This window comes from Mesorhizobium australafricanum (assembly GCF_033977265.1).
Lineage (GTDB): Bacteria > Pseudomonadota > Alphaproteobacteria > Rhizobiales > Rhizobiaceae > Mesorhizobium > Mesorhizobium australafricanum.
In genome coordinates this window covers 131,695-158,538 of record NZ_JAVIIT010000012.1, presented here as the reverse complement: position 1 = coordinate 158,538, position 26,844 = coordinate 131,695, and the positions used below count along the sequence as shown (strand labels likewise).

The window sequence follows — 26,844 nt, the reverse complement described above, 5'->3', positions numbered from 1 at the left end:
GGGCGGCCGTTCCAGTATCCGGGATCAGGGCAGCGTCTTGTTCGGATAGGTCTGCTGGAAGCGGTCGAGGATGGCGTCGCCGTTCTTGACCAGCGCGTCGATGCCTTCCTGTACGCTGACCTTGTTGGCGAAGATCGCCTGCATCTGCGTGCCGAACTCGGCGCGGATCTGGGTGAAATTGCCGAGGCGGATGCCGCGGGTGATCTCGGTCGGTTCCGAAGCGGTCAGGCTGGCGATCGCCACCTCGCGTCCCTTGTAAGGCGCCTTGTCGTAGAAGCCGTTTGCCTTCATGTATTCGAAGCCGGACTTCGTCACCGGAATGTAACCGGTGTTGGTCGACCAGAACAAAGCGGTCTTGGGGTCATGGATGAAGTTGAGGAAAGCGGCCGCGCCCTTGTATTCGGCGTCCGACTTGCCGGACAGCACCCACAGCGAAGCGCCGCCGACCAGCGAGTTCTTGCGCTCGGTGCCGGCATAGACCGGCAGCTCGGCGACATCCCAGTTCATGCCTTCCTTCTGCGTCTTGCCGACCGTGCCGTGGTCGCCGACCGAGGTCATGATGACTTGGCAGGTGCCGGTGGCAAAGGCCTGCACCATATCCTGGCCGAGGTCCTTCGACTTGATCTTGATCAGGCCGGCGTCATACCACGTCTTCAAGTCGGTGACGTACTGGACGAACTTGGTCTTGTTCATTTCCAGACGGGCGTCGAGACCGTCATAACCATTGTTCTTGGTGGCGATCGGCTGGCCGTGAATGGCCGAGAACTGCTCCATGATCTGCCAGCTCTCGTTGGCCGAGATGTTGATCGCCATCGGGCAATCATAGCCGGCGTCCTTGAGCGCCTTGAGGTCGGCGCCGACATCTTCCCAGGTCTTCGGCGCCTCGGTCTTGCCGATCTTGGCGAAGGCGTCCTTGTTCCAGTACATCAGCGCCGTCGAGGAATTGAACGGGAAGGACAGCATCTCGCCCTTCGACGTCGCGTAATAGCGCGCGATGCCTGGGAAATAGTCGCTGTAGTCGATCTTGTAGCCGTTCTCCTCCATCAGCTTGTCGGCGGGCTTATAGGCGCCCGACAGCATCATGGTGGCGGTGCCGACGTCATAGACCTGGACGACGGTGGGCTGCTTGCCGGCGCGGAAGGCGGCGATCGTGTTCTGCAGCGTGGCGTCGTAATTGCCCTGGCTGGTGCAGACGACTTCGTAGTCCTTCTGGGAATCGTTGAAGTTCTTGCACAGCGTATCGACGACGCGGGCGAGATCGCCCGACAGACCGAACCAGAAATCGAATTTAACCGGCTCTGCAAAAGCAGGAACCGCAAGCGCGGTGCTGAGCGCGCCGGCGGCAAGGGCAGCGAAGCCCCGCTTGATGATCGTCATGGTTGTTCCCTCTTGAGTGACAGTGTGACAAGGGTTTTGCGCAAGTCCTTGCCCGCTCTCATAGAGAAGGTATGTGACAGTTCTGTTGTTGCCCCTGGACGGTAAGAAGCCCCTGTGGACAGCCAGTCTCTCCTCCCCTGAAGCGGTCGCGCCGGCATGAAAACGTCACATCGGCGCTCTAGAGCATGATGCCGAAAAGTGTGAAGCGGTTTTCGGGCGACATCATGCTCTATCTCTTTTTAGAGACGGATTCAGATTTCAGGCCGATTCGACCTGAAATCATCCGGCTCTAAGAAGCTAGCGCGCCTCGAAGCATCGAAAAGACCTTCCGTGATTAACCGGCTAACTGAATGAGAAGACGCATGCTGGTCCAGCAGCTCACACACGTGCCCATCAGCGAACGCAACGCGATGCGGGACGGGCCGCGCGACAGCGCCACCCATCTGCGCCACGCGGCCGCCATTCCCGCCCTCGGCGAGATCGAGATCGGCGGTAAGGCCTCGCGTGAGGGCGCCGGCGAGAGCTTGACCGTCATGGCCTGGAACGTCGAGCGGCTCCGTCATGTCGACGCCATCGTCGAAACGATCGCCGGCCAGGCGCCGGACGTCGTGCTTTTGTCCGAGGTCGACAAGGGCATGGCGCGCTCCGGCAACGGCCATCTGTTGAGCCGGCTTGCCGATCGTCTAGGCCACTCCTTCGCCTATGGCGTCGAGTTCCTCGAACTCGGCACTGGCAACGAGACGGAGCAGGCGGCCAATGGCGGCGCCGAGAACACCGAGGGCTTCCATGGCAATGCTATAACCGGCGCCGTTCCGCTGCTGCGGCCTTTTCTCATTCGTCTGGACGCCGCCGGCGCCTGGTTCCTGCCTGAGCACGGCCAGCCGCGTATCGGCGGCCGCATGGCGCTCGGCGGCCAAGTGATGGTCGGCAATCGCCGGGTCACCGTGGTTTCGGTGCATCTCGAAAACCGCACAGATCCGGCCGGCCGTGCCGACCAGACACGCCACCTGCTCGACGCCATCGACAGATATGACGCGCAAGCGCCGGTCCTGATCGGTGGCGACTTCAACACGCTGACCGCCACTTATCCGGAACGCAATGACGATCCTGCGGCGTGGCTAAAGCGCATTGCCGCCGAACCGGACCGGCTGATGTGCCCCGACCGCCACGAGCCGCTCTTCGCGATCATGGCCGGGCGAGGCTACGACTGGCGCGACGCCAACGCGTTTGACAAGCCGACGCAGCGGCGCGCGGCCGGCGACGCCACGCCCGCCGGCCATATCGACTGGTTCTTCACCCGGGGCCTTGCGGCAAGCGCGCCGGCGACGCTGCCGGCGGTGTTGCCGGACGGCGGCCCGAGCGCCGACCACGAGGCGCTGGTGGTAACGGTGCGGGTGAAGTGACGGCCGTCCGGATCGACACAATCCCAATTGAATACGGCCAAATCGATCCGGAAATCCGTTCCGGCGCATAACCCCCTCAGGAAATGCAACCTGGAACGCACGCGGTGGTTGCGGGCGGCATAATCGATTCTTTAGCCATCCGGCCCTAATCAATCAACGTTGCCTTGATTGAATGCGGGTAGATCAGGTGAAGCAAGATGCTGACCGTCTATAATTGTATCGTGAACCAGCACGATCTGAGACTGGTCGCACTGGCCGCGCTCATTTGCGGAATCTCCTGTTTTTCGGCCGTCAATCTGCTTCGCCATGTCGTGCAATCGACTAGTCGAAAACGGCATGCCTGGTTGCTGATTGCTGCCGCGTCGACCGGATTTGGCATCTGGGCGACGCATTTCATCGCCATGATCGCCTTCACTCCGGGAATACCCAACGCCTACAACGCCGAGCTTTCGGTGGCTTCGCTGGCAATGTCCGTGATTCTGACCGCGGCCGGCATGTGGATCGCGACGATGCGCGGCGGCATCGACCACTATCTCGTCGGCGGCACAGTGCTCGGCATCGGCATTGCGGCGATGCATTATACTGGCATGGCGGCTTTCGAAGTCGAAGGCCGGATCGTCTGGAACCAATTGCTGGTCGCCGCCTCGCTGGTCTCGGGCACAACGCTTGCCGCGCTCTCGTTGCTTGTCGTGCTTCGCCGGCCGTCGACCCTGGCGACGGTCGTCGGCGCAGTCCTGCTGACGCTGGCGATCTGCACGCTGCACTTCATCGCCATGGCCGCCGTCTCGATCTATCCGGATTCCTCGATCGAGATCTCGAAATTCACGATCGCGCCGATGTCGCAGGCCTTCGCCGCCGCGGCGGCAAGCCTGGTCATCCTGGTGCTGTCGGCCACGGCGCTGTGGATCGACCTGCGCTTCCGCCGTCACAGGATCGAGGCGGAGCGCATGCACGGCCTCGCCAATGCCGCCGTCGAAGGCCTCATCGTCTGCGACGGCAACCGCATCGTCAGCGCCAATGACAGCATCGCGGCGCTGAGCGGCATCGCTGCCCCCGAACTGAACAAGATGACGCTCGGCGACCTGTTCGGCGAGCGGATTGCCTCTGCCCTCGCCGCCGGCAACGGACAGGCGCAGGAAGCCGACCTCCGCGGCCAGGGCGACAGCCCTATTCCGGTGGAGCTGATCGCCAGAAGCATCGACTATTGCGGCAGGCCACATCTGGTCGTTGCTGTCCGTGACATACGCGAGCGCAGGAAGGCCGAGCAGGAGATCATGCAACTCGCGCATTACGACCCGCTCACCGGGCTTGCCAACCGCCGCAGCTTCACCGGCCGGCTGGAAGCCGAGATCGCCGCGTCGGCCCCAGGCGGCAACGATGCCGGCAAGGGCGGCCAGCTGGCGCTCATGCTTCTCGATCTCGACCGGTTCAAGGAAGTGAACGATTTCTTCGGCCACGCCGCCGGCGATGCCGTGTTGCAAAAGGTGGCCCATTGCGCCTCCAGCGTGCTGCGCCACGGCCAGATGCTGGCCCGGCTCGGCGGCGACGAATTTGCCATCATCGCTCCCAACCTTCCCGATCCGCAGGCGGCCGGCCGCATCGCCGAAGCCGTGCTTTCCGCCCTGCGTGAGGAAAACCGGCTGTCGCCCGGCGGCATGGTGTCGGCCAGTATCGGTATCGCGCTCTACCCGCTCGATGCCGACGAACAGGCAGCGCTGGTCAGCCATGCCGACACCGCGCTCTATCGCGCCAAGGCCGAAGGCAAGGATACTTTCCGCTATTTCGAGGCCTCGATGGGCGCCGAGGCGCGCGACCGGCGCATCATGGAGCAGGACCTGCGCCAGGCCGTGGCGCGCGACGAGTTCCGGCTCGTCTATCAGCCGCAGAAGGAGATCAGCAGCGGCAGGATGGTCGGTTTCGAGGCTTTGCTCCGCTGGCAGCATCCCGAACGTGGCGACGTTCCGCCCTCGGTGTTCATCCCGGTTGCCGAGGACAGCGGTTCGATCGCCCAGATCGGCGAGTGGGTGCTGACGACGGCCTGCAGGGAGGCGGCGAGCTGGAAGAACCCGCTGACGGTCGCCGTCAACGTCTCGGCGGTGCAGCTCCACAATCCCGATTTCAGCCGCAAGGTGCATGAGGTGCTGCTGCGCTCTGGACTGGCGGCCGGCAGGCTCGAGCTCGAGATCACCGAAACGGCGCTGGTGAAGGACATGCCGCGGGCATTGGCCACCTTGCGCCAGATCAAGGCGCTCGGCGTGCGCGTGGCGATGGATGATTTCGGCACCGGCTATTCGTCGCTGTCCAACCTGCGTGCCTTCCCGTTCGACAAGATCAAGATCGACGGGTCCTTCATCAAATCGGTCGACCGCAACGGCCAGGTTGCGACCATCGTGCGCGCCGTGCTTGGTCTGGGACGCGGCCTCGGCCTGCCGGTTCTGGCCGAAGGCGTCGAGACGCTGGACGAGCTGCGCTTTCTCGATGCCGAGGATTGCGACATCGGCCAGGGATATTATCTCGGCAGGCCTGGCCCGATAGAGGCATTCGGTGAGCTGACCGGCATTCCGGCGGCCGATGACGGCGTCCCGGCTGGCAGCGTCACGAGCGGCGGCAGCATTCTGATGCTCGAGCCTGCCGCGGCCGCGCGTTCAATCTGACGCAGTTAGGGTTCGAGTGCCGCTTCCACCAGCCGCTTGGCGTCAGGGCTCGACCATTCGGCCGGGCCGTTCATATGCGCGATCAGGCAGCCTTCCGCGTCGATCAGCATGGTCACGGGAAGTCCGAGCGCCAGCCCGCGCGTCTTGGCCTCGTTGAACAGGGCAATCGTCGGATCCCGGTAATAGGTGAGCGTCTTGACGCCGATGTCCTTGAGGAATTTCTTCGGCTTCGTATCGTCGCCGGTGTCGACATTGACCGCAATGACCTCGAAGGCATTGCTGCCCTTTTCCTTCTGCAGCGCATCGAGCGCCGGCATCTCGGCGCGGCACGGCGCGCACCATGTCGCCCACAAATTGAGCAGCACCGTCTTGCCGGCGTGGTCGGCAATCGTCATCGGCTTGCCGTCGGGGCCGTTGAAGGCCAGGCTTTTCAGCGATTGCGGCGGATCGGCCGGCTGCAGCGCCGCGACCTGGCCGACGGCTTTCGCGGCGACCTGCTTGGCGCGTCCAGCCTTGGCCGTGCAGGCGGCATCGTCCTTGCCGGCGGCCGCGGCGACCTTCCCCGCAGCATTGTTGCCAGAACCGCTCTCGCTGACATATACCGCGACCGCGCCGGCCAGCACGCCCGCCACCAGGGCGGCGAGGATGAGGCGCGTAGCCGGAAAAAAGAACCTATTGCCGTCTGCCATTTCAATACTGCTCCGGAGCACGGGTTATAGCGATGAGCGACAAGAAGGCCAGCAACCAGATGTGGGGCGGACGTTTTGCCTCGGGTCCGGCCGCGATCATGGAAGCGATCAACGCCTCGATCGGCTTCGACCGCAAACTCTATGCACAGGACATAGGCGGATCGATCGCCCATAGCGAGATGTTGGCTGAAACGGGCATTATTTCGGCAGCCGATCAAGAAAAAATCGCTCACGGGCTGAACACGATTCTGAAAGAGATCGAGGCCGGCACGTTCGAATTCTCAACCAAGCTGGAAGACATCCACATGAATGTCGAGGCGCGGCTTGCCGACCTGATCGGCCCGGCGGCGGGACGCCTGCACACCGCCCGCTCGCGCAACGACCAGGTGGCAGTCGATCTCAGGCTCTGGGTCAAGCAAGAAAGCCAGCGCGTCGCCCGGGCGTTGAAGGACCTGATCGCCGCGTTCCTCGAACGCGCCGAGGAGCATGCCGCGACCGTCATGCCCGGCTTCACCCATATGCAGGCAGCGCAGCCGGTGACCTTCGGCCACCATTGCATGGCCTATGTCGAGATGTTCGGCCGCGACCTGTCGCGCGTCCACGACGCCATCGAGCGCATGGATGAAAACCCGCTGGGCGCGGCCGCCCTTGCCGGCACCAGCTTCGGCATCGACCGCCATATGACGGCGAAGGCGCTCGGTTTCCGCGAGCCGACGCGCAATTCGCTGGACAGCGTTTCGGACCGCGACTTCGCGCTCGAATTCCTGAGCCTTGCCGCGATCTGCGCGACGCACCTGTCCCGGCTCGCCGAGGAGATCATCATCTGGTCGACGCCGCAATTCGGCTTCATCCGCCTGTCGGACTCGTTCTCCACCGGCTCCTCGATCATGCCGCAGAAGAAGAACCCGGACGCCGCCGAGCTGGTGCGTGGCAAGACCGGCCGCGTCAACGGCCATCTCGTCGGCCTGTTGACGGTGATGAAGGGCATGCCGCTGACCTATGGCAAGGACATGCAGGAAGACAAGGAAGCGGTCTTCGACGCCGCCGAGACGCTTGACCTGATGCTGGCGGCGACGACTGGCATGGTGCGCGACATGACCGTCAACGCCGCCGCCATGAAGAAGGCCGCCGGCGCCGGTCACGCCACGGCGACCGACCTTGCCGACTGGCTGGTGCGCAATCTCGGCCTGCCGTTCCGTGAAGCCCATCATGTCACTGGCCGCGCCGTGGCGCTCGCCGAGGAGAAGAAGATCGGACTGGAGAAGCTCTCGCTGGAGGATCTGCATTCGATCCATCCCGGCATCACCGACGATATCTTCTCGGTGCTTGCCGTGCAGAATTCGGTGAAGAGCCGCACAAGCTTCGGCGGCACCGCGCCGTCGGAAGTGCGAAAGCAAGTCCGCTACTGGAAGAAGCGGCTCGCCAAGGCTTAATGCATGTCGCCCAGAAGTGTGCAGCGGTTCTGGGACAACGACATGCATCAAGACAACTGCCGGGATGCAATGCGCCGAAAACTCGGTTAAAAGCGGCGGCACAAGAAACAGTTTCGAACGGATGGATCGATGACCCGTAGCAGGATTTTGGTGACGCTCGCGCTGCTGGCGGCGGTTGTCACCGTCACGGCCTGCGGCAGGAAGACCGGGCTCGACACGCCATACGAGGCGGCGGAGCAGGCGCGCAAGGATGCCGAACGCGCCAAGCAGCCGGTGCCGCCCGAGCCGGAGAAACCGGTCAAGGACAGGAAGTTCATCCTCGATCCTCTGCTCTAGAGCCGATGAGATCGCCCCGATCTCATCGTGCTCCAACTTTCCGGAACCAATCCTCGTGAACCATTTCGATTACCGCGACGGCGTGCTCCATGCCGAGGATGTCGCGATCCCCGATATCGCAGCCGAGGTCGGCACGCCCTTCTATTGCTATTCGACGGCGACGCTGACCCGGCATTTTCGTGTCTTCAAGCAAGCTTTCTCCGGCCTCGACGCGCTGGTCTGCTACGCCATGAAGGCGAACTCCAACCAGGCCGTGCTGAGGACGCTGGCCAGGCAAGGCGCAGGCGCCGACGTGGTCTCGGAAGGCGAACTGCGCCGCGCCCTGGCCGCCGGCATCCCGGCCGGCAAGATCCTGTTTTCCGGCGTCGGCAAGACCGCGCGCGAGATGGATTTCGCGCTTGCCGCCGGCATTCTCTGCTTCAACGTCGAATCCGAGCCTGAACTCGAGCTTTTGTCGGCGCGTGCCGTGGCGCTCGGCAAGGTGGCACCCATCTCGCTGCGCATCAATCCGGATGTCGACGCCAGGACGCATAAGAAGATCTCGACCGGCAAGGCCGAGAACAAGTTCGGCATTCCATGGCAGCGGGCACGGCAGGTCTATGCCCGCGCGGCTGAATTGCCTGGGATCAAGGTGACCGGCATCGACACCCATATCGGCAGCCAGATCACCGAGCTGCAGCCCTTCGACGACGCCTTCGCGCTGCTGGTCGAACTGGTCGGGGCGCTGCGCGCCGACGGGCATTCGATCGAGCATGTCGATCTCGGCGGTGGCCTCGGCATTCCTTACCGCGTCGACAACAACCCGCCGCCTTTGCCCGACGCCTATGCCGAGATCGTCAGGAAGCACGTCACCAAGCTCGGTCTCAAGGTGATGTTCGAGCCTGGCCGCCTGATCGTCGGCAATGCCGGCATCCTGGTGTCGCAGGTCATCTATGTGAAGGAAGGCGACGCGAAGAACTTCCTCGTCGTCGACGCCGCCATGAACGACCTGATCCGGCCGACGCTCTATGACGCCTTCCACGACATCAGGCCGGTGGTGCAGCAGCCCTCGTCCACGCCGCGCATGAAGGTGGATGTCGTCGGCCCGGTCTGCGAGACCGGTGACTTCATCGGTCTCGACCGCGACCTGCCGAAGCTGAAGGCGGGCGACCTGATCGCCGTTTCCACCGCCGGCGCCTATGGCGCGGTGCAGGCCGGTACCTACAACACCAGGCTTCTGGTGCCGGAGGTGCTGGTCGACGGCGACCGCTTCCATGTCGTGCGGCCGCGCCAAACCTATGAGGACCTGATCGGGCTCGATTCGATCCCCGACTGGCTGAAGTAGCAGAGCGGCGACGCCTTAAGGAGCAAGCCATGCTGGAAAAAAAGACGATCACGCGCGAACGCATCGCCGCTGTCGAACCGCGCATCCGCCAATATGTGCGCCACACGCCGGTCATGCGCGTCGACATGGCGGACTTCGGCCGTCCCGCCTTCCCGGTCGATCTCAAGCTCGAATGCCTGCAGCATTCCGGCTCCTTCAAGGCGCGCGGCGCCTTCACCAACCTGCTCGAGCGCCAGGTGCCCGAGGCCGGCGTGGTCGCCGCGTCCGGCGGCAATCACGGTGCCGCCGTCGCTTACGCCGCCATGAAGCTCGGGCACAAGGCCACCATCTTCGTGCCCGAGGTCAGCCCGCCGGCGAAGCTCGCGCGCATTCGCGGCTATGGCGCGGAGCTGGTGGTCGGCGGCGCGCGCTATGCCGAAGCGCTGGCCGCCAGCGAGGATTTCGCTGCCAGCACCGGCGCCCTGCAGATCCATGCCTTCAACCAGGAAGAAACGCTGCTCGGCCAGGGCACGCTGGGCCTGGAGATCGAGGCGGACTTGCCCGAAATCGACACGCTTCTGGTCGCGGTCGGCGGCGGCGGCCTGATCGGCGGCATCGCCGCCTGGTTCTCGGGGCGCATCCGCATCGTCGCCATCGAGCCGGAGGGTGCGCCGACGCTTTACCGCGCCCTGGAGGCCGGCCAGCCGGTCGATGCGCCCGCCGAAGGAATTGCCGCCGATTCGCTGGCGCCGAAGCGCGTCGGCGAAATGATGTTCCCGATCGCCGAAGCCTTCGTCGAGCGCTCGATCCTGGTCAGCGACGACGACATCGTCACGGCGCAGAAGGCGCTGTGGGACCGCGTGCGAATCATCGCCGAGCCGGGCGGCGCCGCTGCCTTCGCCGCCATGCTTTCCGGGCGCTATGTGCCCGCGGACGGCGAGCGCGTGGCGGTCCTGGTCTGCGGTTCCAACACGAATCCCGCCGATTTCTGATCATAACCCGGCCAAACGGCTTCACGTTTTTGGAACCCGCCTCGCCTTTGCCGTGTTTGCTGGTATCCTTCTGGTGATGACGTCCGGGTTGTGCCCGGGCAGGAAGGGCCGATGACGCAACGACCCATTTCCATCGGCGAACGCGGCCTGGCCTGGCGCCTGGCGCTGAGCCGGTTGGCGACGCGGGCCTCGATGATTTTCGAGCGCGGCTGGCCGCTCGTGCTGCCGCTGCTGGTCGTGGTCAGCCTGTTCCTCAGCTTTTCGTGGTTCGGCCTGTTCCCGCGCCTGCCGGACGCGGCGCGCATCGGCCTCCTGGTCCTGTTCGCGCTGGCGGCAATCGCGGCGCTCTATCCGCTTCGCTTCTTCCGCGTGCCTTCGGCCGCCGAGGTCGACAGGCGCATCGAGACGGCGAACGAATTGGCGCACAGCCCGGTGCAGGTGCAGACCGACCGGCCGAGCGGCGCCGAGAGCATCTTCTCGCAGGCGCTGTGGCGCGAGCACCAGAAGCGCATGGCCGAGCGGCTTTCGAGCCTCGGCGCCGACCGGCCGCGCAGCAGCGTGCCGGATTACGATCGCTGGGGCCTGCGCGCCGTCGCCGGGCTGCTGTTCGTCACCGCTCTTGCCTTCTCCTTCGGCCCCTTCGGCGGCAGGGTCGGCGACGGTTTCGTCGCCCGCGCCGCGCGCGATATCCTGCCGCCGCGCATCGACGCCTGGGTGACGCCGCCCGCCTATACCGGCAAGGCGCCGCTGTTTTTGACCGCCGATGCCAACCAGGCGGTCCAGACCTTCTCTGTTCCGCAAGGCAGCGACGTTTCGCTGCGTGTCACCGGCGGTTCCGGCGAGGAAACGCTAAGCTATGCCGATGCCGGCGGCAATGCCCGTGCCATCGAGCCAGCGGCGCCCAAGACGGCCGCGCCCGCCGCCAGCCAGACGGCGGCGCCCAAGGTACGCCAGTTCTCCGGCAAGCTGACCACCAACGGCACGCTGACGCTGAAATCCGCTGAAAGCGATCTCGGCCACTGGGCCTTTGCCGTCATTCCCGACAAGGCGCCGACGATCCGCTTCGTCGGCGAGCCGAAGCGCGCCGTCAACGGCGCCATCGAGCTCAACTACGAGATCGACGACGACTACGGCGCCGCCGCCGCCAAGGCCGTTTTTGAGCTGTCGGATCCGCCGGCGGCCAAAGCGCATCCGCTCTACGGCCCACCTGACATGCCGTTGACCCTGCCGCGCCGCGGCGGCAAGACGAACGCGGCCAAGACGACCAAAGACCTGACCGAGCAGGTCTGGGCCGGCAGCAACATCAAGCTGACGCTGAGCGTTACCGACGATGCCGGCCACACCGCGACCAGCGACACCAGGACGCTTGTGATGCCGGAGCGGCCCTTCGCCAACCCGCTGGCCCGCGCGGTGATCGAACAGCGCCGGCTGCTGGCGCTCGACACCAATGCCAAGCCGCGCGTTCTCGACCTGGTCGACGCAATCACGCTCCGTCCCGCGGACACGTTCGACAATATGTCGAACTACCTCGCCATCATGAGCGCCAGGAGCCGGCTGAAGCTTTCCGAGAGCGACGACCAACTGCGCAACGTGGTGTCCTATCTCTGGGAAATCGCGCTCGGCATCGAGGAAGGCAATCTCTCGGCCGCCGAGCGGCGGCTGCGCCAGGCGCAGCAGGCGCTGCAGGATGCCATCAAGAACGGCGCCAGCGATCAGGAGATCGAAAAGGCGATGAAGGAACTGCGCGAGGCGATGAACCAGTTCCTGCAGGAATTCGCCCAGCGCGCAAAGCAGAACCCGAACGCGCCGCAGATGCAGCAGAACGGCCGCGAGCTGCGCCAGAGCGATATCGACCGCATGATGGACCAGATCGAGAATCTGGCCAAATCGGGTGATCGCGACAAGGCCCAGCAGCTCCTTTCCGAACTGCAGGACATGATGAACAACCTGCAGGCCGGCCGACAGCAGCAAGGCGGCGAGCAGGACAGCGAGATGCGCCAGCAGATGGACAAGCTCGGCGATATCATGCGCCGCCAGCAGGAGATGATGAACGACACCTTCCGCCTGGACCAGATGCAGCGCGGGCAGCGTGGCGAGGGCGGCGAGCAGCAGCAGCTTGGCGAGGATGGCGAACAGGGCCAGTCCGACGACCCGCAGCGGCCCGGCCCCGGCCAGGACCGCGATCCGCTGGGACGACCGAAAATGTCGCCGAAGGACCTCGCCGACGCGCTGAAGCAGCTGCAGGAAGGCCAGGGCCAGTTGCAGAGCGAGCTCGATCAGTTGAAGAAAGGCCTCGAAGGCATGGGCATGGAGCCCAATGAGGGCTTCGGCGAGGCCGGCAAATCGATGGGCGATGCCGAACAATCGCTTGGCCAAGGCGACGGCGACCAGGCTGTCGGCCATCAGGGCCGCGCGCTGGAGGCGCTGCGCCGCGGCGCCAAGGACATGATGAAGCAGATGCAGGCCATGCAGGGCGACCAGGGCGGCAGCGAGCAGGGCGGGCGCCAGCAGGACGCCGACCGTGATCCACTCGGCCGGCCGCGCGCCACCAACGGTCCCGATGACGGCACCTCGGTCAAGGTTCCCGACGAGATCGACGTGCAGCGCGCCCGCCAGATCCTCGACGCCATCCGCAAGCGGCTCGGCAACGCGCTGAGCCCCGACATCGAGCGCAGCTATCTCGAACGGCTGCTGGAGCTGAAATAGTCTTGCGGAGCCGTTTTCGGAGTCCGCCATCGCGAGATGGGCGTTCAAACACCGACCGTCGCGCCCGCCTGCCTGGTCAACATGAAAGCTTCGCGGATAGCGTTCTCCATGCCGTCGATCGCTTCGCCGGTCGCCAGCGGGTTACGATGCAGCACGACATTTGAGGAATCGATGTCGCCGAAACCGTCGGCAACCGTCAGTTCGCGACAATCGGGCGGTATGTTGCTGCGCGAGATCGGCGCGATCGCCAAACCGGAAGTGACGGCGAGCGTCAGGCCGCCATTGGTGTCGCTGGTGTAGGCGACGCGGTAGCCGAGGCCGCGCTGTTGCAGCGACTTGATGGCGAAGTCGCGGCACCAGCCGTTGCGACTGTAAAGCGCGATCGGCACCGGCCGTTCCTCGTGCATGTGGTGCAGCGTCGACGTTACCCAGACCGTCGGGTCGTGCATCAGCACCTCGCCGCCGGAAGAACCTTCCCATTCGAACACCACGGCGAGATCGAGTTCGCTGGCCGCAAGCGCCCTCACCTGCGAATCCGAATGCGCGTAGCGCACCGTGACCTCGACGCGCGGATGGCGCTTGGCGAATTCGCCCAGCGCCCGTGACAGGATCGAACGGCCATATTCGGCCGGGATGCCGATGCGCACCAGCCCACCGAGCGGCGGCGCCACCAGCGAGGCCGCCGTCTCGTCGAGCAGCGAGACGATTCGGCGCGCGTTCGAGATCAATTCGCTGCCGCGGCGGGTCAACGCCACGCCACGCGAGCCGCGCTCGAACAGATTGTCGCCGACCATGTCCTCCAGCTTCTTCATCTGCATGGACACGGCCGATTGCGTGCGCCCGGCCTTCTCCGCCGCGCGTGTGAAATTACCGGTTTCGGCCACCGCCACGAAGGTGCGTAGGAGGTCGCTGTCGAGCACGGGCTTCATCGATTTTCGCCATAAGAAAATTTGATTGCTGGCATCATTCCAATTCGTTTGCAACATGTCAAACGCCGCACGATAGTCGCGACACCCATTGGATATGCGGTTGCGAAATCGGCCGCGGACCAATCGAAGAGTCCTCACTCGTACCCGCTGCCTGAAAATGGTAGCGGGTTCTTTTTAGGAGCATGATCCCGAAAAGTGGGAACCGGTTTTCGGAAAAGATCATGCTGCGACAAAGGGTTGGATCGGGATGACGGTTTAACGAAACGTCATCTTGATCTGGGAGCAATTCCAGGAAAACTGTTTGGCGGTTTTCCGTCCGGAATTGCGTGAAATGAATAAGCCGACGGCTCGCGGGGGGGCCGAAACTGATGCAGAACCGGATGGTGCTAGGCATTCTGAGCCTCTGCCTCGGCGTGCTGGTCTTTTCGCTGCAGGATCCGCTGGTCAAGGCGGTGTCCGGCGGCTATCCGGTGACCGAGGTGATGGCGATCCGCGCCATCGTCGCGCTACCGATCCTGATCGTCATCGTCCAGGCCGATGTCGGCCTGAAGGCCGTGCTGTCGAAGCGCTTCGGCATGCTGACGCTGCGCGCCTTCATCCAGTTCTCGTCCTACACGGTCTACTATCTGGCGATCGCCGCCTTGCCGCTGGCCGACGCGGTGGCGCTCTATTTCATGGCGCCGCTGTTCATCATGGCGATGGCCGGCCCCTATCTCGGCGAGCGCGTCTCGTGGAAAACGCTGGCGACAGTGCTGATCGGCCTGGTCGGCGTGCTCGTGATGGTGCGTCCAGGCGCCGGCGTGTTCGACTGGGCAGCACTCCTGTCGCTGGGCTCGGCCTTCCTCTACGGCTTTTCGCAGTTGATGGCGCGCCGGATCGGCGACACCGAATCATCGACGGTGATGGCCTTCTACCAGAACGGTGCCTATCTCAGCGGCGCCATTGCCGTTGCAACCGTCTTTCACCTCGCCGGCATCACCCATGCGGTGCATCCGAGCGTTGAATTCCTGGTAAGGCCATGGGTGTGGCCGACGATGCCGGATTTCCTGAAAATGGCCGCCTGTGGCTTCGTCGCTTCCGCCGGCATGATCCTGTTGTCGCAGGCCTACCGCATGGCGCCGGCCAACCGCGTCGCCACTTTCGAATATACCGGCATCCTGTGGTCGCCGCTTTGGGGCTTCCTGTTCTTCGCCGAGGTGCCGCGTGAAACGACGGTGCTGGGCGCGGCGCTGATCATCGGTGCAGGCCTCCTTGCGCTCAACGGCGAACGCCGGCGAAGTGCAACGCCCGCAGCCGTGGTTGCACCCGGTGCAGTCTCAGGCGAAACAGCTTAACGCCCGGCCGACGCGGGCGCGGATCTCGGCGAGCGTGAACGGCTTCTGCACGACATCGAGGATGATGCCGTTGAGTTCCTCGGCGCGTTCGCGCTGGTCGGCGTAGCCGGTCATCAGCATGATCTTCATCGTCGGGAACTCTCTCGCCGCCGCTGTCGCCATCTCGATGCCGTCCATTTCCGGCATTCGGATGTCGGACACCACCAGATCGAAACTGCCAAGGGCTTGCCGGATCAGGTCCAGCCCATGCGCGCCGTCAGTGGCGATGGTGACGCTATGGCCGTCGCGCTCGAGCGCTCGGGCAGCGAGGGTGCGGACGGACTCATCGTCCTCGACGATCAGAAGCTTTGCCATGCCGAAATAAATGCCGCCGAAACCTTGATGTTTTCTGAAAATTCTAACGATCGGCAATTTTTCGGAAATGACTCCGACGCCTCTTCAGCCGTCGCCCTTCACCACCCCGACAAACGGCAATTCGCGGAACGCATGGGCGACGTCCATGCCATAGCCGACGACGAAATAGTCCGGGCAATCGAAGCCGACATAGTCGGCGTTGAGCGCGGTCTGGCGGCGCATCCGCTTGTCGAGCAGCACCGCGATGGCGCAGCTCCTGGCGCCGCGCGAAAGCATCAGGTCGCGGGTGTAGGAAAGCGTCTTGCCGGATTCCAGTATGTCGTCGATCAAAAGCACGTCGCGGCCGGCGACCTCATTGTCGATGTCGCGCAGCACCCTGACCTCGCCGCTCGTGGTGCCGGCGCCGTAGCTCGAGATGAAGATGAACTCGACTTCCGGCGACAGGCCGACATCATGCATGGCGCGGATGAGATCGGCGGCGAAGACGAACGAGCCCTTGAGGATGGAGATCACCAGGAGGTCGTGGTAGTCCCGCCCGGCGATCTCCTTGGCCAGTTCGAGATTGCGGCGCGCGATCGCCGACGCCGAAAAAAGGACTTCGATGTCCTTGCCGCGTACAACTGGCATATGTTCTTCCTTCAAGAGTCGCTTCAAAGCCGGAAGGTCTAGGTGTATCGAGATTCAGGTCAGGCCGAGCCGAAAATAGTGGGTTGCGAGCACCGGCCTACGCCGGCCGTAGCCTTAATTTAACTGCCACGCCACCCCTAAGCGCTTCGGCCGGCGAAGGCCGGAAGCGGAGGAAACCGCTATTTGCAGGCCGGCATCACCTGAATATCGACGCACCTAGCCGGCGAAGATTACGGAGACTGTTCTGACGCCGTTTCTAGGCACATCGAGGCGGCTGGAAAAGCCGAATCTTTCGCCGGGCGCCAGCGAGCGGTTGGATGTCCCCAGCCTGTAGCGGATGATATTGCTGTTATTGTCGGTGACGCGGATCTCGAGCGGCGGCAACGCCTCCGGCCTCACCCCGTCATTGGCTGCCTCGCCGTCGACGAACAGCACCGGCTTCAGGCCCGACGCATCGATGCGCGATGTCACCCCGGAAATGGTGAGCGCGCTCGGCTCCGCGTTCACCCGGAACGGACCCGGCCTGACCAGCGCGTGACCGCCCGAGACCCAGAACGAGACCAGCGCTATGCCGATGCCGGCGGTCCAGAACATCGGCCCGCCACGCGAGGGCCGCGACGGCGCGGCCTCCGGTTTGCGCAGCATGCCCATGCCTTCGATCGATGGCGTCGAGGGGATCGGCGGCGCCGCCGCCGCCGGTTCCGGGTGAGCGGCAAAACGCGGCAGCACCACATAGTCGGCATCGATGATGTCGGCCGCATCGAACATGACGCGCTCCGGCGCGGCATGTGTTGCCGTGCCGGTCATGATTTCGCCGGAAACAGGGCGCGCGGTTCTCTCGTCAGCCATTGCGGCACCAGTGCAGTCTTCGTTTCTTTTGCGTAAACGGAATTGGTTAACGCTTCCCCACCGGAATGGCTTTGATGCACGCTGAACTTTGCAAAATTAACCGCCGGTTAACCATGCCGGCCGATGGTCTGTTAGAGTAGATTGTGGCGCGTCGCCGCCGAAAGTTCCAGGTCGCCGAACGTGATCCGCTTCGAAAATGTCGGCCTCCGCTATGGCATGGGTCCGGAGATCCTCCGCGATATTTCCCTGCACATTCCGGAGCGCTCCTTTCAGTTCCTGAGCGGCCCCTCGGGCGCAGGCAAGACGACCTTGCTGCGCCTGTTGTTCATGTCGCTGAAACCGACGCGCGGCCTCATCACCATCTTCGGCAAGGACCGCTCGCGCATTTCGCGCGGCGAACTGCCGCTGCTGCGCCGCCGCATCGGCGTGGTGTTCCAGGATTTCCGCCTGCTCGACCACATGACGACCTACGAGAATGTCGCGCTGCCCTTGCGCGTGCGCGGGCGCGAGGAAGCGAGCTACCGCACCGACGTCACCGAGCTTTTGAAATGGGTCGGCCTCGGCGACCGCATGCATGTGCTGCCACCGGTGCTGTCGGGTGGCGAGAAACAGCGCGCCGCTATCGCCCGTGCCTTGATCGAACAGCCGGAGATCCTGCTCGCCGACGAGCCGACCGGCAATGTCGACCCGCCGCTGGCGCGCCGGCTGCTCAGGCTCTTTATCGAGCTCAACCGGCTGGGCACCGCTGTCGTGATCGCCACCCACGACCTTGGCCTGATGGAGCAGGTCGATGCGCGCCGCATGATTCTGGCCGGCGGAAGGTTGGACGTCTATGACTGACTTTCCGGCCGATCACCTTCAGGACGAAACCGCCGAGACGACGACGGTCCGGCGTGTCCAGCGCAAGACGGCGCCGATCGTGCCGGCGCAGAACATCGCCGGACGGGCGCTGGTGCTTGTCATCGCCATCATGACCTTCCTGTCCTGCCTCACCTTCGGCGCGGTGACGCTGGTGCGCGACACGGCATCCGTCTGGGAAAACCAGATCTCGCGCGAGGCGACGATCCAGATCAAGCCGGCCGACGGCCTCGACATGGAGGCGGCGCTCGCCCAGGCCTCGCAGATCGCCAGCGAATTTCCCGGCGTCAAGGGCACCAAGATCATCGACCGCGATGCGACGGCGCGCCTTCTGGAGCCGTGGCTGGGCAGCGGCCTCAACATCGACGAGCTGCCGGTGCCGCGCCTCATCATCGTCACCATCGACGAGGCCAGCCCACCGGACTTTGCCGCCATGCGCGCCGCGATCACGCCCAAGATCCCAACCGCGGCGCTCGACGATCACCGCACCTGGGTCGACCGGCTGGTCGCCATGGCGCACACGACGGTGACGATCGGCATCGCCGTTCTGGTGCTGATGCTGTCGGCAACCGTGCTGACAGTGGTGTTCGCTACGCGCGGCGCCATGGCCGGCAACGGCCATATCATCGAGGTGCTGCATTTCGTCGGCGCCGAGGCGCGCTTCATCGCGCGCGAATTCCGCTGGCATTTCCTGGTCACCGGCATGAAGGGCGCGGCCGCCGGCGGCGCTTTGGCGATCGTCGTCTTCATCGTCTTTTCCTGGTGGTCGTCGCGCAACATGGCGACACCGCAGGCCGACCAGGCGACCGCGCTGTTCGGCAACTTCGCCATCGGCTCCGCAGGCTATTTCGGCGTCGGCCTGATGGTGCTGGTGATCGGCGTGCTGACCGCGGCAACCTCGCACGCGACCGTCGTCGCCTATCTCAGCGACATCGACGTTCGCCAGCCGGAGGGCTGACCCATGGGTTCCAACCGAAAGTCAGCGCAAGGCGTTATGTATACAAACACCACAACGATCACACATTGGGCACCTGCCGTAACGCAAAGTGCGGCCGTCTTACCTATCAAAGGCCGCATTTCAGGATTAACCATGGGATGTTTTCAGGATTAACCTGGGGATGATGGACGCGCGGGACTCGATCGGGACAGCTGGACGGATGCCGACGGTGCATGCGCGTGCCGCCGTTTCCGCCAAGCCCGGCCGCGTGAGGTTCACCCTGCGCGTCTGCGGATTCGTCGTTCTCGCCATCCTGGTGCTTTTTGCCGGCGGTTTCGGCTGGTTTGCCGACAAGGTCAGCCATATGACGACCCCGCTCAATCCGACCAGGGCCGACGCCATCATCGTGCTCACTGGCGGCCAGTCGCGCCTCGACGCGGCGATGGACCTTTTGGTGTCCGGCAAAGGCGAACGGTTGCTGATCAGCGGCGTCCATCCGTCGGCTACCAAGCGCCAGCTGCAGGCGGCAATGGGAGGCGACAAGCAGCTCTTCTCCTGCTGCGTCGATATCGATCATGCCGCGCTCGACACCATCGGCAATGCCGAGGAAAGCGCCAAATGGGTGGAGAACCACGCCTATGGCAGCATCATCATCGTCACCAACAATTACCACATGCCGCGCAGCCTGCTCGAAATGGGTCGCCTGCTGCATGGCGCGCGGCTCGAGCCCTATCCCGTGGTCAACACCAATCTCGGCAATGGCGGCTGGCTGACCAAGCCGGAGGCGCTGCGCGTGCTGCTTACCGAATACAGCAAATATGTGCTGTCGCTGGCGCGCGGCTTCCTGCCGCTTCGCACGGCGCCCGAAGGCATGACGCTCGCCGAAGCCTCGGCGGTGTCTAAAAACTAATGCATGTCGCCCAGAAGTGTGCCGGTTCTGGGACAACGACATGCATCAAAACAAAGACTTAAAGCGCGTCGCCTGAATCCGGTCAAGCTGCGCGACAACCGCCTGATCCAGCCGGATCGACTGGAAAAAACGCTGCAGGCGGCGATAGTTCGACCCGTGCTGCGCCACTCCCGGGAAATGGCTCGCAACATGGCTCAGATTGACCGTGCGGCCTTGAACCAGCGCCACGATCAGAACCGCCAGCGTTTCCAGCCGCGAATTGCGCAGCGCGAAATGACGTTTTAGGGTCTCGATGAGGGCGGCGTGAACCGTGCTTGGCATGGGAGGATCCTTTTGGCGAAGAATCCCCTATTCAATCACTTCAAGCCGTCCTCACCCTTGCGTCGTGTACTGTGGAATCCGGTTCAGCGCGACGCGCTTTAAGTTTCGCTCGGCGCGCTGTTGCGCAGGCGCGCGATCTCCTGCTCCAGGCCGGCGATGCGCCGGTCGCGTTCGGCGAGGGCGGCGGCGACATCCGCCGCCTCGAAGCGCTGCGGAATATGCTGCGGGCAGTTGGCATCCCAGGCGGAGACCGTGAACAGAATCGTCTGCTCCGGCCGCGCCTTGTAGCCCGGCGGCATCAGCCTTGCCGTCAAATCCGGGTCATTTTCGACGACGCGCGCCCTGCCCCAGATCTTGATGCGCTGCCGCAGCATGTAATCGATCAGGAACAGGAAGGCCCGGTCGTTGTCCTGCAGGTTGCCTTGGGTGATGAACTGCCTGTTCCCGGAAAAATCGGCAAAGCCGATCGTGTGCTCGTCCAACACCTTGAGGAAGCCGACGGGCCCGCCGCGATGCTGGATGTAAGGCTGGCCTTCGGCATTGGCCGTCGCCAGGAACACGCTGGTCTGTGCTTCGACGAAGGCGGCGAGGTCCGGCGTGATCGTCGCCCGCCAGCCGCCGCGCTGCTCGACGCGCGCATAGGAGTCGCGCGACCCCTTGCGGGACTGGATCGCCTTGACCGAGGGGGTGAAGGCGACATCGCTGGTGAAGGCATCCATATCAATGTCCTCCAGGGCCGAGGCCTGAAAGCAACGGCGTCAGGCCAGGTCGAATCAGGCGGCCTGACGGGCTGGTACGACCGGGAAGTCGACCTCCGTATCCGCAACCTTGTTGATGTAGTTTGTCCAGACGTTGAGAGCGACATGCTGCACGATCTCGATGATCTGCGCGTCGTCGTAGCCGGCGCGCCTCACCGCCTCGAGGTCGGCCTCGCCGACATGGCCACGCTCGCGCGCGACCTTGGCAGCGAAATGGACGGCCGCCGCGGCCATGCTATCGTTGGAACGACCTTCCCGGTTGGCAGCCATCTCCGCATCGTCGAGGCCGGCTAGATTCTTGCCCAGATAGGTGTGGGCGGAAAGACAATAGGTGCACTCATTGATTTCCGCGACAGCCAGCGCGATGCGCTCTCGGGTCGGCGCCGGCAGCCGGCCTTTGGATAGTGCGGCCGACATTCCAAGATAACCCTCCAACGCCGCCGGGCTGTTGGAGATCAACCTGAAGAGATTTGGCGCGACGCCGAGTTGTTTCTCGACAGCCCTGAGCATCGGCTGCGAGGGGCCGGGTGCGGCAGAGATGGTCTCGGGCGTGGGGATACGAGGCATGTGAGCTCCTGTTGGGTCGATGACGACAGGAAAATGGATCATTCCAAATTGAAACAGTAGATGGCATATTTGCAATTTATCCTTCCAATTTATGGAAAGATCGATGGACCGCCTCGACGCCATGTCGCTCTTGGTCGCCACCGTGGAGGCCGGCAGCCTTTCCGCTGCCGCGCGGCGCGCAGGCGTGCCGCTGGCGACCGTCAGCCGCAAGCTCTCCGAACTGGAGAAGCATTTGAAGACGCGCCTGCTCAACCGCTCGACGCGGCGCCTGACGCTGACCGATGCCGGCCAGTCCTATCTGGACGCCTGCCGCCGTATCCTCGACGAGGTGAGCGAAGCCGAGCGCATCGCGGCCGGCGAATATTCGAGCCCGACCGGCGAACTGGTCATCACAGCGCCGGTTGTCTTCGGCCGCCTGCATGTGCTGCCCGTGATCACCGACTTTCTCGCCGTCTATCCGCAGGTGGATATCCGCCTGAGCTTGTCGGACCGGATCACCCAACTGATCGAGGAGCATATCGATCTGGCCGTGCGCATCGGCGAGCTGCCGGATTCGGCCATGGTCGCGATCCGCGTCGGCTCGATCCGACGCATCGTCTGTGCCAGTCCTGACTATCTCGCCGGGCATGGCACGCCGACCGAACCGCGGGGCCTCGCCGGCCACAACTGCATCACCTTCGAAGGGCTTGCCGCTCCCGCGGCATGGAGTTTCGTCACCGGCAAGGGCGAGGCCACGGTCCCGGTCCGCTCGCGCCTTCAGGTCAACACCGCCGAGGCGGCGATCGATGCCGCGATTGCCGGGCTCGGCCTGACGAAAGTGCTCTCTTACCAGGCCGATGCCGCGGTGCGCGCCGGCGCGCTGCGGGTGGTGCTGGAACCATTCGAACCACCGCCCTGGCCGGTCAGCCTCGTTCATGCCGGCCAGGGCCGGTTGCCGGTGAAGCTGCGCGCCTTCCTCGATTTCGCCGCGCCGCGCCTGAAGGAACGGCTGGCGCGGTCGCTTTAAAAGCATTTCCAGGAAAAGTGTGACACGGTTAGGGTCGGCGACTGCGCCGTAACCTCCGTCCGGAATTGCGCCAAGACAAGAGAGAGAGCGGCGGCATTCGACCACGGCGCCGTTTCCTTTTTGCCGCCGCTTGGTGTAACCAACGCACACTTCCTCACCGGGCCCCTTGCATGCTCATCATCCGCTCGCTGGCGTTCAACTTCGTCTTCTATCTCAGCCTGATCGTCCAGATGATTTTCTGGACGCCCTTTTATTTCCTGTCGCCGCGCCACCGCGCCTGGTTCGTGCCGAAATTCTGGTCGCGCACCTCGATGTGGCTCTATGACAAGATCGCCGCCACGAAGAGCGAAATCACAGGTGTCGAGAACCTTCCGGAAGGGTCCTTCATCCTGGCGCCGAAGCACCAGTCCTTTTGGGACGCGATCGCTTTCTTCCCCTATCTCGACGACGCGCTCTACATCCTGAAGCGCGAGCTGACCTGGATCCCCTTCTTCGGCTGGTACATCTTGAAGATGCGCATGATCCCGGTCGACCGCGGCAGCCGCTCGAAAGCACTCAAGGCGGTCGTCACCGCGACCAGGCAGGAGATGGATCGCAACCCGCGCCAGCTCATCATCTATCCCGAAGGCACGCGCCGCCCGCCGGGCGCCGAGCCATCCTACAAATACGGCATTGTCGAGCTCTATACGCAGCTCGGCGTTCCGGTCGTGCCGGTCGCCCATGTCGCCGGCCTCTACTGGCCGCGCCGCAAGTTCCTGCGCTATCCGGGCACCGTCAAGGCCCGCTTCCTGCCCGCTATCCCGCCGGGCCTCGGCAGGGAGGAATTCATGCAGCGGCTGATCGGCGACACCGAAGCCGCCTGCGACCAGATGCTCGTCGAGGCAGCGCAGGCGCCGAACCCGCCACCCATGCCGCCGACGGCGGTGAAACGGTTGGCGGAGCTCGGCGTGACCGCAAAGACCTGATCGGCTATCGCGACGCCGCCAGCACGGTGGTCAGCACCAGCGTTGCGGCGAAGGCCAGGTTGATGATCCGCGAGGCCAGAGGATGGCGCAGGAAACGCGCGAAAGCCGTTCCGGCGAGCAGCCACACCACGTGGATGGCGACGATCATCGTGGCAAGCACCAGCAGCCTGATGGAAACGCCCAATGTATCGGCCTGCGACGCGGCGCCGGCGAAAACGGCGGTGATCGCCACATAGGCTTTCGGGTTGGCGACGGCGAGCATGAAGCCGCCGAGAAAAACGGGCTTCGTCGCCGTGCTCCCGAATTCGGCCAATGGCGGCGCGGTCGCGATCTTGAAAGCGAGATAAAGGATGTAGGCCGCCGAGGCGATCGCAAGCAACGGCGCCAGTCCCGGCACCGAGGCGAGCATGCCGAAAATACCGGCCGCCACCACCAGAAGCACGGCGATCGTGCCGAGCACCACACCCGAAGCATAGCCCAGCGAAGGCCGCAGGCCGAAAGCCGCGGCGACCGCGGTCACGCTGATGGTCGCCGGTCCCGGGCTGCCCATGACGACAGTCGCCGCCAGGATCAGCGCCAGCAATTGCTGCCAGGGCTGCGCTTCGCCCGGAACGCCACCAGCCATGCCGAACCCTCCTTCTGCCGCGATGCGACAGGACTTACGAGGATTTTGTCATGACCGTCTTGGATGATCGTGCGGCACCGGTGTCAGGCGCTGGCCCGATCCAACGCTCCGATATCGTCCGCCGATAGCTTGAGCGACGTGGCGCGGATCAGACTGTCCATCTGGGCCGGCGTCGTGGCGCTGGCGATCGGCGCGGTGACGCCTGGACGCGCGATGATCCAGGCCAGCGCCACTTCCGCCTGCTTGGCCGAATGGCGCTCTGCCACGGCATCGAGCGCGGAAAGAATGCGCATGCCGCGCTCGTTGAGATAGCCCGCCACGCCCTCGCCGCGCGCGCTTTGCCCGAGATCGGCCTTGCTGCGGTATTTGCCGCTCAGGAATCCCTTGGCCAGGCTGGAATAGGTGATGACGCCGATATCCTCTGCCTTGCAGAGGTCGAGCAGCGGCCCGTCGAGCGAGGAACGATCGTACAAATTGTATTCAGGCTGCAGAACCTCGTAACGCGGCAGGCTGCGCAGGCTGGCGACGTCGAGCGCGGCGCGCAACTGGCCGGCATCGAGATTGGAGCAGCCGGGATAGCGAATCTTGCCCTTTTCGAGCAGGCGCTGATAGGCGCCGAGCGTTTCCTCGTAAGGCGTGGCAGGATCCGGCCAGTGCGACAGGTAGAGGTCGATGACATCGACCTGCAGCCGTTTGAGCGATGCGTCGACCGCCTTTTCGATATAGCCGGCGGAGAGGTCGCGCTTGCCCTGGCCCATGTCCGAACCGACCTTGGTGATGATCACAACCTTGTCGCGGTTGCCGCGGCTCTTCATCCATTTGCCGATGATGGTTTCCGATTCGCCGCCCTTGTTGCCGGGAACCCAGCGCGAATAGGAATCGGCCGTATCGATGGCGTTCAAGCCCGCCCCGACGAACCGGTCGAGCAGATCGAAGGAGGCCTTCTCGTCGGCGGTCCAGCCGAAGACGTTGCCGCCCAGGACCAGAGGCGCGATGGAAAGGTCGGTGCGACCGAGACGGCGTTTCTGCAAGACTGATCTCCGTGATGCTGAACGGGCTTGATGCCCAAGGATGGGTTGCCGTCAAGCTAGGTCGTGCCCGGCCGAGGTCAAAGGCATGGTTTTGCTTTTTGATCGGACCAGAGCAATTCCAGCAAAAGTGCGCAGCGGTTAGGGCTCGGCGGTGTCGCCGTAGCCTTGCGTCCGGAATTGCGTAAAAACAAAGAGATAGAGCATTGGAGGCGAAATCATTTTCGCCGGAAATGCGCTTCACGAAGGCGCGACCCGACGGCCCACCTCCTCCAGCCAGTGATCGCGGATGCCGAGCGCCTCGAGGTGATCGAGCGTGCTGAGCACATAGTCCTCGTTCCGGCCGGATTGACCGACGGCGCCGCGAACGACCTTCGCCGCATGACTGGCGTCGAGCGCACCTGCATATTGCTCATGCTGCCGGTCGACGATGTAGGCGACCGCCTCGACGGAAACGCCGCTGTCCAGCCGGACATCCAGCATGCGTTCGAGATAGACGCTGGTCACCAGCTCGCGTTCGCGCAGATAGGAAAGCACCTCGTCGCGCAAATTGCCGGGAACACGGTAAGCGAGGCCGACGCAGGAGCCGCCCCGATCGAGGCCGAGCACCAGGCCCGGCCGCCCGCGCGTGCCGCGATGCACGAAGGAATAGACGCAAAGCGAGCGGCGGTAGCCGTAAAGCCGGGCGCGGCGTGTCTCGACATGGGCAAATCCGGGCCGCCAGATCAGCGACCCATAGCCAAAAACCCAAAAATCGCCCATATCGCCAAGCCTGATCGCATTCGAGTGAACGACACCGCGCTTTTGAGGCGCTTCTGTCCCCCGCTTGTTTGCGTGGGAGTGAGTGCCCGCTCGCCGTGTGAGGGGTTAACGAGAGCAGCAGCATGACGTCAAGTGACGAGCGACCGCCCAAACTTCGCCGCCGGCTGTTCTGGCTTGCCGCATTCCTTGTCGTGCTGTTCGCCATCTACAGCGGCGGCTGGTTCTATCTCGCCGGCAGGCTCAAGACCGAAACCGACCAGGCGGTGGCCAGACTGGGCAGCAAGGGTATCGCAGCCGGCTGCGCCAACCTCGCCGTCAGCGGTTATCCGATGAGCTTCACGGTCTCCTGCGACAACATCGCCTATGAGGACGACGCCCGGAAAGTCGCGGCCTCCACCGGAAACTTCAACGCCGTCGCCGACATCACCGGACCTTTGTCACCGGTCGCCGACTTGCGCGGGCCACTGAGGACGATGGCACCCGGCATGCCGCCGCTCTGGATCGACTGGGACCAGCTGCAGGCGAAGGTCAAAGTGTCATGGCCGCTGCCAAGGAGTGTTTCGCTGCGGGCCGAAGGGCTCTCCGGCCAGACCGACCCGCAGGACGACACCGATCCCATGCAATTGTTCAGCGCCGGCAAGGCGACCGGCCAATTGCAGCCGATCGGCCAGGATATCAACTATGTCGGCAGCTTCGGCGATCTGGAGATCAATGCGGATGCCATTGGCGGGCGCGTTTTACCGGCATTGGACGGCAGCGGCGAGGTGACGCTGAAGAACGGTGTGGCATTGATCGCGGCACCGCCGAAGGGCCTGCGCGGCCAGTCGATCGACATCGCCAAGCTTGACCTGTCGTCCGGGACGGCGCGCATCACCGTGTCCGGCCCCCTCTCTGTCGACGCGGAAGGCCTGATCGACGCAAGTCTGACGATCAAGCTCGAGGACCCCAAGGCAGTGGCAGCCATCCTTGGCGGCGCCATCCCGGAGCACAAGAGCGAGATCGAGCAGGGATTTGCCGGCATTGCCATGCTCGGCAAGGAGCCGTCCCTGCCGCTCAGGATCGTCAAGGGCAAGGCCTCGCTCGGCTTCATCCCGCTCGGCAAGATCAAGCCGGTCGACTAG

The 26,844-nt window shown here is 64.2% G+C and carries 26 protein-coding genes; 14 read left to right on the top strand and 12 right to left on the bottom strand.

Annotation, left to right across the window (positions count from 1 at the left end; genetic code table 11):
• Positions 1–24: 24 nt before the first annotated feature.
• The gene (locus tag RFM98_RS22380) at positions 25–1,377 is read right to left on the bottom strand and encodes an extracellular solute-binding protein (RefSeq protein WP_320310867.1); all 1,353 of its coding nucleotides are present in this window, start codon (positions 1,375–1,377) and stop codon (positions 25–27) included.
• A 362-nt stretch (positions 1,378–1,739) separates the two neighbouring features.
• On the opposite strand from RFM98_RS22380, the gene RFM98_RS22375 reads away from it, so the two are divergent.
• On the top strand, positions 1,740–2,780 hold the full coding sequence (locus RFM98_RS22375) for an endonuclease/exonuclease/phosphatase family protein (protein ID WP_320310866.1): 1,041 nt from the start codon (positions 1,740–1,742) through the stop codon (positions 2,778–2,780).
• Positions 2,781–2,977: 197 nt separating this feature from the next.
• A complete protein-coding gene (locus tag RFM98_RS22370) occupies positions 2,978–5,434 on the top strand; it encodes an EAL domain-containing protein (RefSeq protein WP_320310865.1) in 2,457 nt (818 codons plus the stop codon).
• Positions 5,435–5,439: 5 nt separating this feature from the next.
• Here the strand turns inward: RFM98_RS22370 and tlpA are convergent, their stop codons facing one another.
• A complete protein-coding gene (gene tlpA, locus RFM98_RS22365; protein ID WP_320310864.1) occupies positions 5,440–6,123 on the bottom strand; it encodes a thiol:disulfide interchange protein TlpA in 684 nt (227 codons plus the stop codon).
• Between the two features lie 32 nt (positions 6,124–6,155).
• Between tlpA and argH the strand changes: the two genes are divergently transcribed.
• The 5 genes from argH (at position 6,156) to RFM98_RS22340 (ending at position 12,893) form a co-directional block, all read left to right on the top strand.
• Positions 6,156–7,556 carry an argininosuccinate lyase gene (gene argH, locus RFM98_RS22360; RefSeq protein ID WP_320310863.1) on the top strand — a complete coding sequence of 467 codons (1,401 nt, stop codon included), beginning with the start codon at positions 6,156–6,158 and terminating at the stop codon, positions 7,554–7,556.
• 129 nt (positions 7,557–7,685) lie between these two features.
• Positions 7,686–7,892 (top strand): lipoprotein, encoded by a 207-nt coding sequence (locus RFM98_RS22355; protein ID WP_095767477.1) that lies wholly within the window; start codon positions 7,686–7,688, stop codon positions 7,890–7,892.
• 55 nt (positions 7,893–7,947) lie between these two features.
• The gene (gene lysA / locus RFM98_RS22350; protein WP_320310862.1) at positions 7,948–9,216 is read left to right on the top strand and encodes a diaminopimelate decarboxylase; all 1,269 of its coding nucleotides are present in this window, start codon (positions 7,948–7,950) and stop codon (positions 9,214–9,216) included.
• 29 nt (positions 9,217–9,245) lie between these two features.
• A complete protein-coding gene (locus tag RFM98_RS22345; protein ID WP_320310861.1) occupies positions 9,246–10,187 on the top strand; it encodes a threonine/serine dehydratase in 942 nt (313 codons plus the stop codon).
• Positions 10,188–10,298: 111 nt separating this feature from the next.
• Entirely contained in the window at positions 10,299–12,893 is a 2,595-nt protein-coding gene (locus RFM98_RS22340) for a TIGR02302 family protein (RefSeq protein WP_320310860.1), read from the top strand.
• Between the two features lie 44 nt (positions 12,894–12,937).
• On the opposite strand, the gene RFM98_RS22335 is transcribed toward RFM98_RS22340, so the two are convergent.
• Positions 12,938–13,822, bottom strand: coding sequence for a LysR family transcriptional regulator (locus RFM98_RS22335; RefSeq protein ID WP_320310859.1), 885 nt, complete (start codon positions 13,820–13,822; stop codon positions 12,938–12,940).
• Positions 13,823–14,190: 368 nt separating this feature from the next.
• Here RFM98_RS22335 and RFM98_RS22330 point away from each other — a divergent pair, with 368 nt between their 5' ends.
• Positions 14,191–15,156: a DMT family transporter gene (locus RFM98_RS22330; protein WP_320310858.1), complete on the top strand. Its 966-nt coding sequence runs from the start codon at positions 14,191–14,193 to the stop codon at positions 15,154–15,156.
• Here the strand turns inward: RFM98_RS22330 and RFM98_RS22325 are convergent.
• The 3 genes from RFM98_RS22325 to RFM98_RS22315 all read right to left on the bottom strand — a co-directional run bounded on the left by RFM98_RS22325 (position 15,139) and on the right by RFM98_RS22315 (position 16,986).
• A complete protein-coding gene (locus RFM98_RS22325) occupies positions 15,139–15,510 on the bottom strand; it encodes a response regulator (protein WP_320310857.1) in 372 nt (123 codons plus the stop codon). The genes RFM98_RS22330 and RFM98_RS22325 overlap by 18 nt on opposite strands.
• Before the next feature lie 84 nt (positions 15,511–15,594).
• Entirely contained in the window at positions 15,595–16,137 is a 543-nt protein-coding gene (gene hpt, locus RFM98_RS22320) for a hypoxanthine phosphoribosyltransferase (RefSeq protein ID WP_320310856.1), read from the bottom strand.
• Between the two features lie 216 nt (positions 16,138–16,353).
• Positions 16,354–16,986 carry a hypothetical protein gene (locus tag RFM98_RS22315; protein ID WP_320310855.1) on the bottom strand — a complete coding sequence of 211 codons (633 nt, stop codon included), beginning with the start codon at positions 16,984–16,986 and terminating at the stop codon, positions 16,354–16,356.
• A 180-nt stretch (positions 16,987–17,166) separates the two neighbouring features.
• Between RFM98_RS22315 and ftsE the strand changes: the two genes are divergently transcribed.
• From ftsE to RFM98_RS22300, 3 genes are all read left to right on the top strand, one after another.
• Entirely contained in the window at positions 17,167–17,826 is a 660-nt protein-coding gene (gene ftsE / locus RFM98_RS22310; RefSeq protein ID WP_027167480.1) for a cell division ATP-binding protein FtsE, read from the top strand.
• Positions 17,819–18,802, top strand: a complete 984-nt coding sequence (locus RFM98_RS22305) for a cell division protein FtsX (protein ID WP_320310854.1) — start codon at positions 17,819–17,821, stop codon at positions 18,800–18,802. Before ftsE ends, RFM98_RS22305 begins: the two co-directional genes overlap by 8 nt.
• Positions 18,803–19,001: 199 nt before the next feature.
• Positions 19,002–19,691 carry a YdcF family protein gene (locus tag RFM98_RS22300; RefSeq protein WP_320310853.1) on the top strand — a complete coding sequence of 230 codons (690 nt, stop codon included), beginning with the start codon at positions 19,002–19,004 and terminating at the stop codon, positions 19,689–19,691.
• 45 nt (positions 19,692–19,736) lie between these two features.
• On the opposite strand, the gene RFM98_RS22295 is transcribed toward RFM98_RS22300, so the two are convergent.
• The 3 genes from RFM98_RS22295 to RFM98_RS22285 form a co-directional block, all read right to left on the bottom strand.
• Entirely contained in the window at positions 19,737–20,012 is a 276-nt protein-coding gene (locus tag RFM98_RS22295) for a hypothetical protein (protein WP_320310852.1), read from the bottom strand.
• A gap of 98 nt (positions 20,013–20,110) precedes the next feature.
• Positions 20,111–20,731 carry a pyridoxamine 5'-phosphate oxidase family protein gene (locus RFM98_RS22290; protein WP_430682336.1) on the bottom strand — a complete coding sequence of 207 codons (621 nt, stop codon included), beginning with the start codon at positions 20,729–20,731 and terminating at the stop codon, positions 20,111–20,113.
• Between the two features lie 54 nt (positions 20,732–20,785).
• Positions 20,786–21,337 carry a carboxymuconolactone decarboxylase family protein gene (locus tag RFM98_RS22285; protein WP_320310851.1) on the bottom strand — a complete coding sequence of 184 codons (552 nt, stop codon included), beginning with the start codon at positions 21,335–21,337 and terminating at the stop codon, positions 20,786–20,788.
• 103 nt (positions 21,338–21,440) lie between these two features.
• Between RFM98_RS22285 and RFM98_RS22280 the strand changes: the two genes are divergently transcribed.
• Together RFM98_RS22280 and RFM98_RS22275 are read left to right on the top strand one after the other, a co-directional pair.
• Positions 21,441–22,343: a LysR family transcriptional regulator gene (locus tag RFM98_RS22280; RefSeq protein ID WP_320310850.1), complete on the top strand. Its 903-nt coding sequence runs from the start codon at positions 21,441–21,443 to the stop codon at positions 22,341–22,343.
• 170 nt (positions 22,344–22,513) lie between these two features.
• Entirely contained in the window at positions 22,514–23,308 is a 795-nt protein-coding gene (locus RFM98_RS22275) for a lysophospholipid acyltransferase family protein (protein ID WP_320310849.1), read from the top strand.
• 4 nt (positions 23,309–23,312) lie between these two features.
• Here the strand turns inward: RFM98_RS22275 and RFM98_RS22270 are convergent, their stop codons facing one another.
• From RFM98_RS22270 to RFM98_RS22260, 3 genes are all read right to left on the bottom strand, one after another.
• Entirely contained in the window at positions 23,313–23,933 is a 621-nt protein-coding gene (locus RFM98_RS22270) for a LysE family translocator (protein WP_320310848.1), read from the bottom strand.
• An 83-nt stretch (positions 23,934–24,016) separates the two neighbouring features.
• Positions 24,017–24,964: an aldo/keto reductase gene (locus tag RFM98_RS22265; protein WP_320310847.1), complete on the bottom strand. Its 948-nt coding sequence runs from the start codon at positions 24,962–24,964 to the stop codon at positions 24,017–24,019.
• 237 nt (positions 24,965–25,201) lie between these two features.
• Positions 25,202–25,723, bottom strand: a complete 522-nt coding sequence (locus RFM98_RS22260) for a gamma-glutamylcyclotransferase (RefSeq protein ID WP_320310846.1) — start codon at positions 25,721–25,723, stop codon at positions 25,202–25,204.
• Between the two features lie 122 nt (positions 25,724–25,845).
• On the opposite strand from RFM98_RS22260, the gene RFM98_RS22255 reads away from it, so the two are divergent.
• A complete protein-coding gene (locus RFM98_RS22255) occupies positions 25,846–26,844 on the top strand; it encodes a DUF2125 domain-containing protein (RefSeq protein ID WP_320310845.1) in 999 nt (332 codons plus the stop codon).